Here is a 13,161-nt window from a genome sequence, read left to right on the forward strand (position 1 = left end):
GTACGTCAGCCCTCGATCCGCAGGGTCCTGATGCCCGTGCCCCGATAGCGATGGGGCGCCCTGGTCAGCACCGGGCGGCCGCGCGGCCACTCGGGCGACGGCAGCGCGAGGTGCAGCGCATGTGCCCCTCCCCAGTCCGCCGCGCCGTCGATCCGGAGCTTCTTGCCGACCGCAGCCGCGCCCGCGAAGTCCAGCTCCGTGATGTCGACGGACGGCAGCGATCCGACGTGTTCGGCGACTCCGGCGCGGTCACGCTCGGCCGCCGCGAGGGCCAGAGCCGGTACGTAGACCCGGAGGGCGGGGTCCTTCTCCGCCTCGACCACGAGCCGCGACGCCATCCTGTTGCCTGCGCCCAGCGCCAGCGCGGCGGTGTCGTCGAAGATGACGGCACGCGGCAGCGGGTACTTGTCCTTCTTCACTGGACCTCCCCGATGCGACCGGCCTCGAGGTCGGCCCAGAGCTGTTCGCCCGCCTTCTCGTCCTCTTCGGTGTAAGGCCCCCCGAGGAAGTGCTCCTCGACGTACGCCTTCGTCTCCTCGTACCGCCGCTGCTGTTCTTCCTTGGTGGGCGTGGCCCCGGCCAGCTGCGCGACCAGATCGCGCATGGTCATCCCGCGCTCGCGGGCCAGCTCCATGAGGCGGTCACGGACGGCGGGGTCAACCTTGATCGTGGTGTCGGCCATGACGACAGTATACCGACGGTATACCGTCTCCGGGCGTTCGAGTGCGATGGTCATGGCACTCCGTTTCTTTCGAAGGACCCGGCCGCGCGGATGCGGGCCGGGAGTCTGCGTTCCGGCGTCAGGCGAGCAGCGGTACGCCCCCGCCGCGCAACGCCGCTCTGGCCGCCGCCCCGCCGCGCAGCGCCGCCGCGACGAACCCCGGCTCCCCCGGCGCCCGCCTCTCCTCGCCCTCGCGGGGTGCCCGGGGCGGGGGCGGCGGAGCCGGCAGCTTCCGGTGCAGCCGGTTCTTGAGCAGCGCGGCCGCCGAGTACACGCGCGGCGGCAGCCCCTGCGTCAGCGCGGCCCGCACCGCCGCGTCGCTCGCGCCCACCGCCCACCACTCCTCGACGAGCGGCGCGAGGCGGACGGCCTCGGCGGCACCGATCGCGAGCCGGGGTTCGCGCCGCCCGAGAGAGGCCAGCAATTGGGCGGCCCGGCCCGGCGGCCTGTCATCACTCGGCGGCTTGTCGCCGCTCGGCGGCGGCTCCGGGGTGGGAGGTTTTTCTTCCCTGGTCTTTTCTCCCGAAGGGAGAGCGCCCGCCGCCGCGGAGGGCGACACGCCGGAGGCCAGGTTCTGAACTTTTTCTCCGTCACCCTCTGAGGGCTTCTCGTCGTACGGGGCATCGAACACCTCGTAGACGGTGAAGAGTTGCTTCGTCTCCGGATCCTTGCGGACGACTCGCTTCAGGTACCGGGATTCCTCCAGCTCACGCAGGGCGGCGGCGATCCGCATCCGCCCTTCCTTGCGCTGCTCGGCCAGCGAACGGACCGTGGCACGGGCGCCGTTCGGAAGGCTGAGGAGGTACATCAGTACGCCTGCCGCGCACCACGAGATGGACGTGTCGCGGAGAAGAGAGTTGGCGAAGCTGGAGAACGCGCGCGTGGGCGTCGTACGATGGATACGCATCTGGAGGGTTTGCTCCGGGTGTCGAGCCCCCAGGTGTTCGCGCACCGTGGGGGCAACTTTTTGCGCCGCCGATCGGCCGCGCTGCTGGCGGTGACTCTATGCCTACGCAAAGCGACGCCCGCAAGTCTGAACTGCCTTTTCAGCAGGTCGCGTTCATCATCTTCACTCGTGCGAGTTAAGCGCGGCGCGCAGCAGCAGTGTGTGCACGCGGCGGTCCGCGCCGCTGGGCCGGTAGCGCCAACTGAGCGGCCAGGTATGGCCCTCCAATGCGGGCACCGGTACGTACGAGACGTGCCCCTGCCCGGCCGTCAGGCGGGTGACCCCATCCGGCCACGACCGGTGGGACGTACTGCCGACCGCCACGAGGAAGTACACCGCGCGGCGCCCGTTCTCCTCCTGCACGATCGGCCCCGGGTCGCCGCCCGTGAGCCACGCCAGCTCGTCGGCGATCACGCGGCCGGAGTCGCCGTCGACCCGTACGGCGTCGAACTGAACGCCCGCCTTGCGGAGTTGTAGGCCGGATGCCGGGATCCAGTCGGCCTGCACGTTGTACGTGTTCATGGATTCAGCCAAGCGGCGGCGGGATAGCTTTTCCATGACTCTGAGTCGACTGCCGCGCACGGTCGGATACGGGCCGTGTGTGGTTGAGGCCGGTTGAGATCGGTTGAGATCCGGTGAGTTCGGAATACTTTCGGAGGTGACCGCGATGGCGCGGTCCGCGAACAAGGACGAGGCGGGCGGGGTCACGCACCTCGTCGCCGCCCTGGCCAGGGCCCTGCGGGAGCAGCAGCGGCTCTCCCAGACCGAGGTGGGCGCCATGACGGGGTACACGGGGTCCGCGATCAGCGCGATGGAGACGTGCGCGCAGCCGGCCAGCGACCAGATGCTGGTCAAGCTGGAGGAGACGATCGGGGCGGGGCTGGGGGTGTTCGAGAAGGCCCGCCAGTACGTCCTGATGGAGAAGTATCCGGCGCGGTTCCGGGGTTTCTCCGCGATGGAGGCGGCGGCGCTCACCCTCTTCTCGTACGAGACCCTGGTCGTCGACGGCGTCTTCCAGACGGAGGAGTACGCGCGGGCGCTGATCACCGGGAGCTATCCACCCGTGTCCGAGGAGAAGTGCGAGGAACTGGTCGAAGCTCGGCTGGCTCGCAGGGCACTGCTGGACCGGGTCCCCGTCCCGATGATCGAGCTGATCTTGGAGGAGTCCGTGCTGCGGCGGCCGTTCGGGAGCTGGGAAATTCTGCGCGGTCAGTTGCGCTCGCTCACCGAGGACGCCCAACGGCCCAATGTCACCGTGCAGGTGCTGCCGTTGGCGCGCGGACTGCGTGGGACGTACGCGGGCGATCGTGGTCCCATGAAGCTCATCGAGACGAAGGATCACGAGCACGTGGTCTTCCTGGAGATCGAGGACCAGAGCATCCTGGTCAGCGATCCGGCGCAAGTCTCCCAACTGGCCCACCGCTATGCGAAGATCCGCGCACAGGCCCTGAGTCCCGACGACTCGCTCAGCCTCATCGAGCAGTTGGCAGGAGAGAAACAGCGATGAGCAGCACCCTGCGATGGTTCAAGTCGAGCTACAGCGACGGCGGTGGCGGCAACTGCGTCGAAGTCGCCTACGACTGGCGCAAGTCCAGTTACAGCAACGACAGCGGCGGCAACTGCGTCGAGATCGCCCCCTGCCCTCAAGCCGCCCGCACCACCACCCACATCCGCGACTCCAAGAACCCCGACGGCCCCGCCCTCTCCGTCTCGGCGGACGCCTGGACCGCGTTCGTCTCCTGGGCCGAGTAGCGCTCCCTCGCGCGGCGGAGGAGGACCGGCCCCGGAGGTGATCCACCGCGCCGGGATCGCGGCGAGGCTTGCGGCATGACCACAGCAGCCGCACACGCCGCCCCCGCCCCGACTCCTGCCCGCGCCCCCGCCTGGACCGTCCGGGCCGCCCACGCGCTGTCCCTGCTCGCGCTCCCCGTCTGCGTGTGGCGGCTGCCCATCGCCTTCGGGTACGGGATGGGCGGGGCGGACCCGGACCCGGTGTGGTGGAACACGCCGTACGTGCTCGGGCTGAGCGTGCTCACCGAGCTGGCCGCGTTTCTCGGACTCGGGTTCGTGCGCCGCTGGGGCGAGGTCTTCCCGGCCTGGGTCCCCCGCTTCGGCGGGCGCCGCGTACCGCCCGCCGCCGTGATCGTCCCGGGGGCCCTCGCGGGGGTGCTCTTCAGCGTGCTGTGCGCCGACTGGCTCGTCCTGGCCTTCACCGAGGGTCCGCGCGGCTGGCCCTACGCCGACGGCTGGAACGTCCTCGCGATGACGGTGAGCGGGCTGATGACGCTGTGGGGGCCGCTGCTGCTCGCTCTCACGTTCGCGTACTACCGGCGTCGGCGGTAGGCGCGGGCGGCCACCGCCTCGAATGCCTCGGCAAGCTCCCTGAGCCGCCGGTACGCGCCGCTCACCGTCATGCCGGCAGTGTCGCGCGACATACGCGAGGGGTGGGTCGCGGTGGTGTGCGACCCACTCCTAAGCCCTGCGCGTTCTTCGGCAGGTCGGAGAAGGTCTGGGCCTTGGTGATGTCCTCGGACCAGCCCGGCAGGACCGACTCCTGGGCCGAGTAGGCCTCCCCCTACTTGTCCTTGGGGCAGGAGAGATCGTTCGGCCCCCACGTCTCGACGCTGGGTTTGTTCAGGCTGAAGGTGCCGCAGTGCAGGACCAGGCTCGGGCCGTCCTTGGTGTACCTCTCGATGACGAAGCCCTTGTCGACCGGGGGCTTGGAGCCCACGTTTCCCTCCCGGTAGTGGATCGCGCCGCTGGCCCCTTCGAGACGCAGCTCGTTGTCCAGTTTCGACTTGACGGCCGAGGCCGTCACCTCGTTCCTGACGCTGGCGTTCGCGTCGTCGGCGGCCCTGCCGAGGACCCGTAGGGCGTCGAATCCCAGCGGGCCGTGCCCGTCGCTGAGCCAGGGGTCGTTGTCCCCGGCGTAGTAGGAGTAGTTGGCGGCGAAGCGCTGCGCCTCCCCGTTCATCTCCTCGTGCCCCACGGGCAGGATGTGCGCGGTGTGGTAGAGCCGCAGCCAGTCGCGGGCGAAGTTGTACTCGCCCGCCATCGCCGCGTTGGTGAGTTCGTTGCCGCCGATGACCGTCAGGGTCTGGTAGGCGCAGCCGGTGTTGTTGAAGTTGTCCAGGAAGGTGTTGAAGCTCTCCACGCGTGAGGCCCAGTACACGACCGTGCGCCGCTCCTCCTTGCGGAATGCGCAGATCCGCTTGGCGGTGTCCATGCCGTTGGCGGCGCCACCCGGGTACTCGATCGTGTGGGTCGTCCCGGTGAAGTGTTTGACGAACTTCGACCCGATCTCATCGCTGTAGAGGTCCCGGGGGTCCTTCACCACGACCGCCTGCTTCGCGGTCTGGCAGTAACCGGTCGTCTTCTTGGCGTCGTCCGTCTCCTCGACGACGCTGCCGCTGCGCGCGAACTCCGCCGCGATCCGGCTCTCCCGTTCGTTGCTCGGCGCCAGCGGACGGTAGTACGGGCCCGCCTCCTGCATCGCGTCGGCGGTGGCCGTCGTACTCAGCACCGGCACCTTGCCCTTGCTGAGGATCCGGGCGGCGCTCTGGGTGCGGTCGCGGCTCTCGGCGAACCCGACCACGCCGACGATGGTCCTGTGGTCGTGGTGCTTGGCGTTCTTGCGGGCCTCGGCGACCACCTTGGCCGCCTCCTCCGCCGCGTTCTCGAAGTCCTTGCCGGTGTCCCGGACATCGACGACCAGCTGCACCTTCTCCTTCTGGGGGTCCTGTGCGGCCTCGCCGTTCAGCCGCGTCTGGGCCAGCCAGACCCCGCGCAGTTCGGCGACGGCGCCGTTGAACTCACCCCGCCCGGGGTCGGCACTCACCGAGGAGCCCAGGTAGACGACCTTGCGCACGGTGAAGCCGTCCTTCTCGGCGGCCCGTGCCTGCTGGTTGTTCGACTGCTTGTTCTTCAGGCCCTCGATCTGCCGGACCACGGCGTCGTACGCGGCCTTGTCGTTCTCCTTGCGCAGTCCACCCCGCTCCAGTGCGACGTTGCGCAGACGCTCCGGGTCGATGGTGCCGTCCGCGACGCTCCCGTCCAGGCAGTGCATGTCCGGAGAGGAATCCGGAGAAAACCAGGGCACAAACGCGATGGGCGCCGCCACGAGCAGCACCGCGAGAGCCACCGCCAGCGCGCTCTCCGCGCGGGGGCCGATCGGCGGCACCGCCGGATGCAGTGGGGCGACCGCGAGGCCGACCCCCCTGAAGGCGTCGTCGTCCAGAGCGGGTTGCAGCAGTCTCGGATCGCCGTCCCGCTCGTCCCCCGGCGCCGACGCGCGCAAGTACTGCGCCACGGCCGCGAGCCCCTCGGTCTGCTCCAGGTGCCAGCGCTGCCCGGCGACCTCCGGATAGCCGTCGGGCAGCCCCGCACCGATCAGACACAGCGACGAAGCGCCGGGCGCGCGGCACACACTGCGGTACGCCTGGAGGAACCGCACGGCGTCCTGGCCGCCGGGCGTCGAGGCCGCCGGCAGATCGAGCAGGACGACCCGGCGGGTCCTGCGGCGCCGCTTCCACGGCCCCCACCGGCCGGAACGCGCCCGGTGGAGATCCGCCATCAGGGCGCGCAGCAGCAGCTTCTCCATCTCCAGCAGCGCGTTCTGCCGGTCCTGTTCATTGCCTCGCAACGCCGTCGACTGGGCCGTCAGGACTTCGGAGACCCGGTCGAAGAACGACCCGTGGGTGTGCGCGAGGTTCAGCCACTTGCGGTACCAGCCGTACCGGCGTGACGTGAGGAGCCGCCGCTTCCACCGCCACGCCCACAGGCGCCGGGGCAGCCGGTAGAAGAGGGGCCGCGCCACCACGCGCAGGATCAGGGCGAGGACGACGTTCATGCCCTCGGGCGGCGGCTGCGCGAGGGTGTGCGGCACCCCGTCGGGATCCTGCGCCCGCAGCGCGTACAGGTCGTCCCGCAGCGCCCGGCCGACCAGCCGGTCCTGTAACTCCTGATCCGACAGCGCAGCGCGGTCCTGCTCGGCGAGCCTCCTGGCCCCCTCCACCAGCTCCGCGACGAGATTGAAGTCGCGCAGTTTCAGCCTGCCCGTGCGCTTGAGCGGGTCCCGGGGCAGCTCGGCGCCGACGCGGAGCGTCAGCAGCGCCGATCCCGGTGTCGCGGACGCTGGGCGCTGCGGCCTGGCGTAGGGGACCGCACGGCAGTCCGGCAGTCTCAGCGAGTTCTCCAGTGCGTCGAGGACCCGGGCCGACCGCTGCGCCGCCCCCTCTCCCTCACCGCCCGTGCGCAGCAGGACCGGCGGCAACGCCTTCTCGTTCAGTGACTTCCAGTCGCTCGGGTAAACCACCGCGCGAAAGGCCCGCAGGAAGTCCGTCGCTCCCGCGGCGTTCGGGAAACCCATGTCTGCCACCCCTCCCCCGAAAAGTGGCAGTAAGTATCCACGTCCGAGGAGACGTTGGGAACGGGACGTCGGGAACGGAAAGCGACAAGCGCCTTCGACCGGCGGGAACTGGTCGAAGGCGCTTGCTTTTTGAAATTTTGCGCATTGCTCCTAGACGAACGAGTTGATCTCGATCGTCTCCGTGCGGCCCGGACCCACGCCGATCGCGGAGATCGGGGCGCCGGACATCTCCTCCAGGGCCTTCACGTAGCCCTGCGCGTTCTTCGGCAGGTCGGAGAAGGTCTGGGCCTTGGTGATGTCCTCGGACCAGCCCGGCAGCATCTCGTAGATCGGCTTCGCGTGGTGGAAGTCGGTCTGCGAGTAGGGGAGTTCCTCCACGCGCTTGCCGTCGATCTCGTACGCGACGCAGACCGGGATCTGCTCCCAGCCCGTGAGGACGTCCAGCTTGGTGAGGAAGAAGTCCGTCAGGCCGTTCACGCGGGTCGCGTAGCGGGCGATCGGGGCGTCGAACCAGCCGCAGCGGCGGTCACGGCCGGTGGTCACGCCGCGCTCACCGCCGATGCGGCGCAGGTCCTCGCCGTCCTGGTCGAACAGCTCGGTCGGGAACGGTCCCGCGCCGACGCGGGTCGTGTACGCCTTGAGGATGCCGATGACCCGGCTGATCTTCGTCGGGCCCACGCCCGTGCCCGTGCAGGCGCCGCCCGCGGTCGGGTTCGAGGAGGTGACGAAGGGGTACGTGCCGTGGTCCACGTCCAGGAGCGTGCCCTGGCCGCCCTCGAAGAGGACGACCTTGTCCTCGTCGAGCGCGTCGTTGAGGATCAGGGTGGTGTCGGCGACGTACTGCTTGATGTTCTCGCCGTGCTCAAGGAGCTGCTCCACGATCTGCTCCGCCTCGATCGCGCGGCGGTTGTACAGCTTCGTGAGGAGCTGGTTCTTGATCTCCAGCGCCGCTTCGACCTTCTGCTGAAGGATCGACTCGTCGTAGAGATCCTGCACGCGGATGCCGGTGCGGTTGATCTTGTCGGCGTAGGTCGGGCCGATGCCGCGGCCGGTCGTACCGATCTTGCGCTTGCCGAGGAAGCGCTCGGTGACCTTGTCGACCGTGACGTTGTACGGCGTGATGATGTGAGCGTTACCGCTGATCAGCAGCTTGGACGTGTCGACGCCGCGTTCGTTCAGACCGCTCAGCTCGGAGAGCAGGACCGACGGGTCGATGACGACTCCGTTGCCGATGACCGGGACGCAGTCCGGGGAGAGGATCCCGGAAGGGAGGAGATGCAGCGCGTACTTCTGGTCGCCTACGACGACCGTGTGGCCGGCGTTGTTGCCGCCCTGGTAACGCACTACATAGTCCACGGAGCCACCGAGCAGGTCAGTGGCCTTTCCCTTGCCTTCGTCACCCCACTGAGCACCGAGCAGCACAAGTGCGGGCACAGGCGTACACCCCTTCCGGGCGGGGCATGTCCAAGGTCAGGGGCCGTAGCCGCCATATGGGTGTGCCTTGGATGCTGCCCCGGAATAGACGAAGCCCCTGGCGCAATAGCGCAAGGGGCTCTTGCACAAAGATGCTACCCGAGGTCTCAAAGAACGGCTAAAAGAAAGGGCGCGCGGTGTCGGCTCGCGACCAGCTCCTCGTCGTCATCGACCCGGTCGCCCGGCGCGCGGACGGCGAGTCGGTGCGGATCGCGAGGGATGTGCTCGGCGCGGGTGCGGCGGTGCGGGTGTGCCTGCCGGATGGGCCGGAGGAGTTCACGAAAGCCCTGGCCAGGAGGGGTGCGCGCCGCCTCGTGGTGATCGGTGACGACCGTGCGCTGCTGCGGGCCGTGCAGGCGCTGCACCGGGAGCGGGGGCTGGCCGGGCCCGCGCTCGCCCTGGTCCCCGTGGGCACCGCGCAGACGCTCGCGCGCACGCTCGGCGTGCCCGCCGGGGCGGTCGCGGCGGCCCGTGCGGTCCTCGAAGGGGCCGAGCGGCGGCTCGATCTGCTGGTGGACGAGAGCGACGGGGTGGTGCTCGGCGACCTCCGGATCCCGCCGGTGGACGGGGGGCCGCCGAGACCGGGGGACCGGGCGGTCGCCTCCGCCGCGTCCGCCCGGGTTCCCGGCCTGTCCCGTGCCTCCGCCGCCGACGGGCACGCGTGGCTGCGGTCCTGCCAGTCGTTCGTACGCACTCTGGCCACGCGCCCCTCGCGGGTGGCGGCGGCGCCGGTGGCGGGTCCTTCGCGGCTGCGGGTCGAGGCGGACGGCGTCACGCTGGTCGACCTGGACCAGCCGGTGGAGGGCGTGCGCGTCACGGCGGGGCACGGCGGCCTCGCGCAGGTGGAGGTGCGGCCGACCTCGGTGGGCGCGGAGGCGGCGCCGCTGCGGGTGCGGGCGCGGAGCGTCACGGTCTCGGGGGCGGACTTCCGCTACCGCGCCGACGCGACGGTGACGGGGCCGGTCCGCACGAGGACCTGGACGGTCCACCAGGGGGCGTGGGGGCTGACCCTGCCCCGCTGATCCTGCCGCCCGCGCGTCAGTCACGGCAGCCGGCAGCCGTCAGCCGTCAGCCGTGTTCGAACAGGGCCTTTCGGTGGGCCCGCCAGCGGTCCATCATCTCGGCCAGTTCGACTTCGAGGAACTCGAAGAACGCCAGCGTCTCCGCGAGCCGCCGCCCCGCCGGGGTGTCCGCGCCGAGGCCGGCCACGCCCTCCCGCAGCGCGTTCTCCCAGCGCTTGAGGACCGCGTCACGGCTGCCCAGCGCCTCGTACCACTGGTTGCTGTGCACCCGGAAGAGGTCGCGCCGCGTCCCGGGCTCCCGCTCGCGGGAGACCATGTGCTGCTGCGTCAGGTAGCGCACGGCGCCGGAGACGGCGGCGGGGCTGACCCGCAGCCGGTCGCCGAGTTCGGCCGCGGTGAGGGCGCCCGAGTCGGAGGCGAGCAGGGCGGCGAAGACGCGGGACGGCATCCGTGCCATGCCCGCCTCGACGAGCTGCGAGGCGAACCGCTCGACGAACCGGGAGACGACCTCCGCGTCGGCCCTCGCCTCGGCCTCCGCTTCGGGCCTTGCCCCGGCCTCCGCGTCAGCCTTCGTCCCGACCTCCGCGTCAGCCTTCGTCCCGACCTCCGCGTCAGCCTTCGTCCCAGCCTCCGCGTCAGCCTTCGTCCCGACCTCCGCGTCAGCCTTCGTCCCGACCTCCGCGTCAGCCTTCGTCCCGGCCTCCGCGTCAGCCTTCGTCCCGGCCTCCGCGTCAGCCTCTGTCCTGGCCTCCGCGTCGGCGCTCCCGTCGCTCCGCGTCCGTTCCCGCCCGCGCGCGGCGTCCTCGCTCGTCATCTGCCGATCATCTCCCCTGGTCACACCGGCCCGCCGCCAGCACCACGAGTTTATACGTTTCCTTAACTTCACAAGTTTGTGAAACTCCCGTACTTTCAGAATCATGACCAAGGCAATCACCGTCTCGGGACTCCACAAGTCGTTCGGCAGGACACACGCCCTGGACGGTCTCGACCTGGCGGTCGAGACCGGCGAGGTGCACGGCTTCCTCGGGCCCAACGGCTCCGGGAAGTCCACGACCATCCGCGTCCTGCTGGGCCTGCTCCGCGCCGACTCCGGAGCCGCCCAGCTGCTCGGCCGCGATCCCTGGCGCGACGCCGTGGACCTGCACCGCCGCGTCGCGTACGTCCCCGGCGACGTCACCCTGTGGCGCAACCTCTCCGGGGGCGAGGTCATCGATCTGTACGGGAAGCTGCGGGGCGGGCTCGACCGGGCCCGGCGCGACGACCTCGTCGAGCGGTTCGAACTCGACCCCACGAAGAAGGGCCGTACGTACTCCAAGGGCAACCGCCAGAAGGTCGCCCTCGTCGCCGCCTTCGCTTCCGACGTCGACCTGCTGATCCTCGACGAGCCGACCTCCGGGCTCGACCCGCTCATGGAGGGCGTCTTCCAGCGCTGCGTCGCCGAGGAACGCGCGCGGGGGCGGACCGTCCTGCTCTCCTCGCACATCCTCAGCGAGGTCGAGACGCTCTGCGACCGCGTCAGCATCATCAGGAAGGGACAGACCGTCGAGAGCGGTTCCCTCGCCGAACTGCGCCATCTGACGCGGACCAGCGTCCACGCCGAACTCGCGGGGCCGCCCGACGGCCTGGCGGACCTGCCGGGCGTCCACCAGCTCGTCCAGCGGGAGACCGAGGGCGGCCGGGGGCACCGGGTGGAGCTGCACGTCGACACGGACAGGCTCGACGCCGTGCTCAAGACGCTCACCGCCTCCGGCATCCGCTCGCTGACCAGCACGCCGCCCACCTTGGAGGAGCTGTTCCTGCGGCACTACCAAGAGGACGCGGCGCACACGGCCGGCACGCAGGAAGAGGCGGTGGCGCGATGACCGCCGTCCTCGGCGCCGCCGCCGCGCCCCGGAGCGGCGGGACGCGGCAACTCGCGGGCACCGGCGCCCTGCTGCGGCTCGCGCTGCGCCGCGACCGGGTCATGACGCCCATCTGGATCGTGGTCGTCGCCGGGCTGGTGCTGGCGATGCCGGGCTCCCTGGAGAGCGTCTACGCCACGGCCGCCGAGCGCGCCGACGCCATGGAGTCGATGAACGCCAACTCCTCGATGCGGGCGATGTACGGGCCCGTGTACGGCGACTCCCTCGGCGCCCTCACGGCCTGGCGCATCGGCTGCTTCGCGGGCATCCTCGCCGCCGTCATGAGCCTCGTCATCGTCGTACGGCACACCCGTGAAGAGGAGGAGACGGGGCGCCAGGAGATGCTCTCCGCGTCCATGGTGGGACGGCGGGCGCCGCTCACCGCGGCCCTGCTCGCCGCGTTCGTCGCCAATGCCGGGGCCGGGCTGCTCATCGCCGTCGGCCTGGCCGGGCGGGGCGCGGCCGGGGCGCTCGCGCTCGGTCTCGGCGTCGCGGGCACCGGCATGGTCTTCGCGGGCGTGGCGGCCGTCGCCGCGCAGCTCACGGAGAGCGCGCGGCTCGCCAAGGGGCTGACGGCGGCGGTCCTCGGCACGGCCTATGTCCTGCGGGCCGCCGGTGATTCGGGAGACACGGGGGACACGGCCGGTTCGTCCGCCGCGACCTGGCTCTCGCCGCTCGGCTGGCAGCAGAACCTGCGGGCCTTCACGGGCGAGCGCTGGTGGGTGCTCGCGCTCGTCGGCGCCGTGATCGTGGCGCAGGGGCTGGCCGCGTACGAACTGGCGGGGCGCCGCGACGTCGGGATGAGTTTCTTGCCGACGCGGCCCGGTCCCGCGCGGGGCCGTCTCGCCACGGCCGGCGCGCTCGCCCTGCGGCTCCAGCGGGGCAGTGTGGCCGGCTGGACGGCGGGCTTCCTGCTCGCCGGGCTGGTCTTCGGGCAGATGGCGTCCGGCGCGGCCGACATCGTCGGCGACAACGAGAACACCCGCGACATCTTCGAGCGGATGGGCGGTCAGTCCGGCCTGACGGACGCCTTCCTCGCCACACTGACCGGCCTCTTCGGCATGGTCGCCGGGCTGTACGTGGTGGCGTCCGTGCTGCGGCTGCACGGCGAGGAGACCTCGCAGCGCGCCGAGCCGGTCCTCGCGGGCGCGGTGGGACGGCTGCGGTGGGCGGCCGGTCACCTGGTGATCGCCTTCGGCGGGACGGTGCTCCTGATGGCGGTCTGCGGCCTCGGCATGGCCGTCGGCCACGGCGAGGACATGGGCGCCGTGCTGGGCGCGTGCCTGGCGCAGCTGCCCGCGATCTGGGTCCTCGGCGGCCTCGCGGTGCTGCTCGTGGGGGCGTACCCGAAGGCGGCGGCGGCTTCCTGGGCCGTGGTCGGGACCTGCCTCGCGATCGGCTGGATCGGCCCGGCACTCGACCTGCCCCAGGCGGTCATGGACCTCTCCCCCTTCGGCCACCTCCCGAAGCTGCCGGGCACCGCGATGTCCTGGCCCCCATTGCTCACGCTCACGCTGCTGGCGGCGGTACTGACTGCCGGGGGCCTGGCGGGTCTGCGCCGCAGGGACATGATCACCTGAGCGGCGGCAAGACCGCCCCGTAAGGGGCGCGGGGAACTGCGCGACCAGCCACGACGCACCCGCACTGCTCCGCAAGGCCCGCAGACCAAGCCTGCGAATCAGCGCGAGGGCGCCAGTACCCGCGGGGCGGCAAGACCGCCCCGTAAGGGG

At 71.0% G+C, this 13,161-nt stretch carries 13 protein-coding genes; 6 read left to right on the forward strand and 7 right to left on the reverse strand.

The window, feature by feature from the left end:
* Window positions 1-5 precede the first annotated feature (5 nt).
* From ACF062_RS22460 to ACF062_RS22475, 4 genes are all read right to left on the reverse strand, one after another.
* Window positions 6-419, reverse strand: coding sequence for a hypothetical protein (locus ACF062_RS22460; RefSeq protein WP_392140627.1), 414 nt, complete (start codon window positions 417-419; stop codon window positions 6-8).
* Entirely contained in the window at window positions 416-682 is a 267-nt protein-coding gene (locus ACF062_RS22465; protein ID WP_356575871.1) for a hypothetical protein, read from the reverse strand. The genes ACF062_RS22460 and ACF062_RS22465 overlap by 4 nt, the downstream gene beginning before the upstream one ends.
* Window positions 683-800: 118 nt before the next feature.
* Window positions 801-1,628 carry a hypothetical protein gene (locus ACF062_RS22470; protein ID WP_392140629.1) on the reverse strand — a complete coding sequence of 276 codons (828 nt, stop codon included), beginning with the start codon at window positions 1,626-1,628 and terminating at the stop codon, window positions 801-803.
* A 162-nt stretch (window positions 1,629-1,790) separates the two neighbouring features.
* A complete protein-coding gene (locus ACF062_RS22475) occupies window positions 1,791-2,189 on the reverse strand; it encodes a hypothetical protein (protein ID WP_392140630.1) in 399 nt (132 codons plus the stop codon).
* 136 nt (window positions 2,190-2,325) lie between these two features.
* On the opposite strand from ACF062_RS22475, the gene ACF062_RS22480 reads away from it, so the two are divergent.
* The 3 genes from ACF062_RS22480 to ACF062_RS22490 all read left to right on the forward strand — a co-directional run bounded on the left by ACF062_RS22480 (window position 2,326) and on the right by ACF062_RS22490 (window position 4,010).
* Window positions 2,326-3,174 carry a helix-turn-helix transcriptional regulator gene (locus ACF062_RS22480; RefSeq protein ID WP_392140632.1) on the forward strand — a complete coding sequence of 283 codons (849 nt, stop codon included), beginning with the start codon at window positions 2,326-2,328 and terminating at the stop codon, window positions 3,172-3,174.
* A complete protein-coding gene (locus tag ACF062_RS22485; RefSeq protein WP_392140634.1) occupies window positions 3,171-3,419 on the forward strand; it encodes a DUF397 domain-containing protein in 249 nt (82 codons plus the stop codon). The genes ACF062_RS22480 and ACF062_RS22485 overlap by 4 nt, the downstream gene beginning before the upstream one ends.
* Window positions 3,420-3,494: 75 nt before the next feature.
* Window positions 3,495-4,010 (forward strand): hypothetical protein, encoded by a 516-nt coding sequence (locus ACF062_RS22490; protein ID WP_392140635.1) that lies wholly within the window; start codon window positions 3,495-3,497, stop codon window positions 4,008-4,010.
* A 232-nt stretch (window positions 4,011-4,242) separates the two neighbouring features.
* On the opposite strand, the gene ACF062_RS22495 is transcribed toward ACF062_RS22490, so the two are convergent.
* Window positions 4,243-7,035, reverse strand: coding sequence for a hypothetical protein (locus ACF062_RS22495; RefSeq protein ID WP_392140637.1), 2,793 nt, complete (start codon window positions 7,033-7,035; stop codon window positions 4,243-4,245).
* Between the two features lie 150 nt (window positions 7,036-7,185).
* Entirely contained in the window at window positions 7,186-8,469 is a 1,284-nt protein-coding gene (locus tag ACF062_RS22500; protein WP_230901948.1) for an adenylosuccinate synthase, read from the reverse strand.
* A 176-nt stretch (window positions 8,470-8,645) separates the two neighbouring features.
* Here ACF062_RS22500 and ACF062_RS22505 point away from each other — a divergent pair, with 176 nt between their 5' ends.
* Window positions 8,646-9,530, forward strand: coding sequence for a diacylglycerol kinase family protein (locus tag ACF062_RS22505; RefSeq protein ID WP_392140639.1), 885 nt, complete (start codon window positions 8,646-8,648; stop codon window positions 9,528-9,530).
* A gap of 46 nt (window positions 9,531-9,576) precedes the next feature.
* Here the strand turns inward: ACF062_RS22505 and ACF062_RS22510 are convergent, their stop codons facing one another.
* Complete coding sequence (locus ACF062_RS22510) at window positions 9,577-9,987, reverse strand: GbsR/MarR family transcriptional regulator (protein WP_392141197.1); 411 nt, start codon at window positions 9,985-9,987, stop codon at window positions 9,577-9,579.
* A 460-nt stretch (window positions 9,988-10,447) separates the two neighbouring features.
* Between ACF062_RS22510 and ACF062_RS22515 the strand changes: the two genes are divergently transcribed.
* Together ACF062_RS22515 and ACF062_RS22520 are read left to right on the forward strand one after the other, a co-directional pair.
* Window positions 10,448-11,392, forward strand: coding sequence for an ATP-binding cassette domain-containing protein (locus ACF062_RS22515; RefSeq protein ID WP_392140641.1), 945 nt, complete (start codon window positions 10,448-10,450; stop codon window positions 11,390-11,392).
* The gene (locus tag ACF062_RS22520; RefSeq protein WP_392140643.1) at window positions 11,389-13,011 is read left to right on the forward strand and encodes an ABC transporter permease; all 1,623 of its coding nucleotides are present in this window, start codon (window positions 11,389-11,391) and stop codon (window positions 13,009-13,011) included. Before ACF062_RS22515 ends, ACF062_RS22520 begins: the two co-directional genes overlap by 4 nt.
* Window positions 13,012-13,161 lie beyond the last annotated feature (150 nt).

It is taken from the genome of Streptomyces sp. NPDC015345 (genome assembly GCF_043078805.1).
GTDB lineage: Bacteria > Actinomycetota > Actinomycetes > Streptomycetales > Streptomycetaceae > Streptomyces.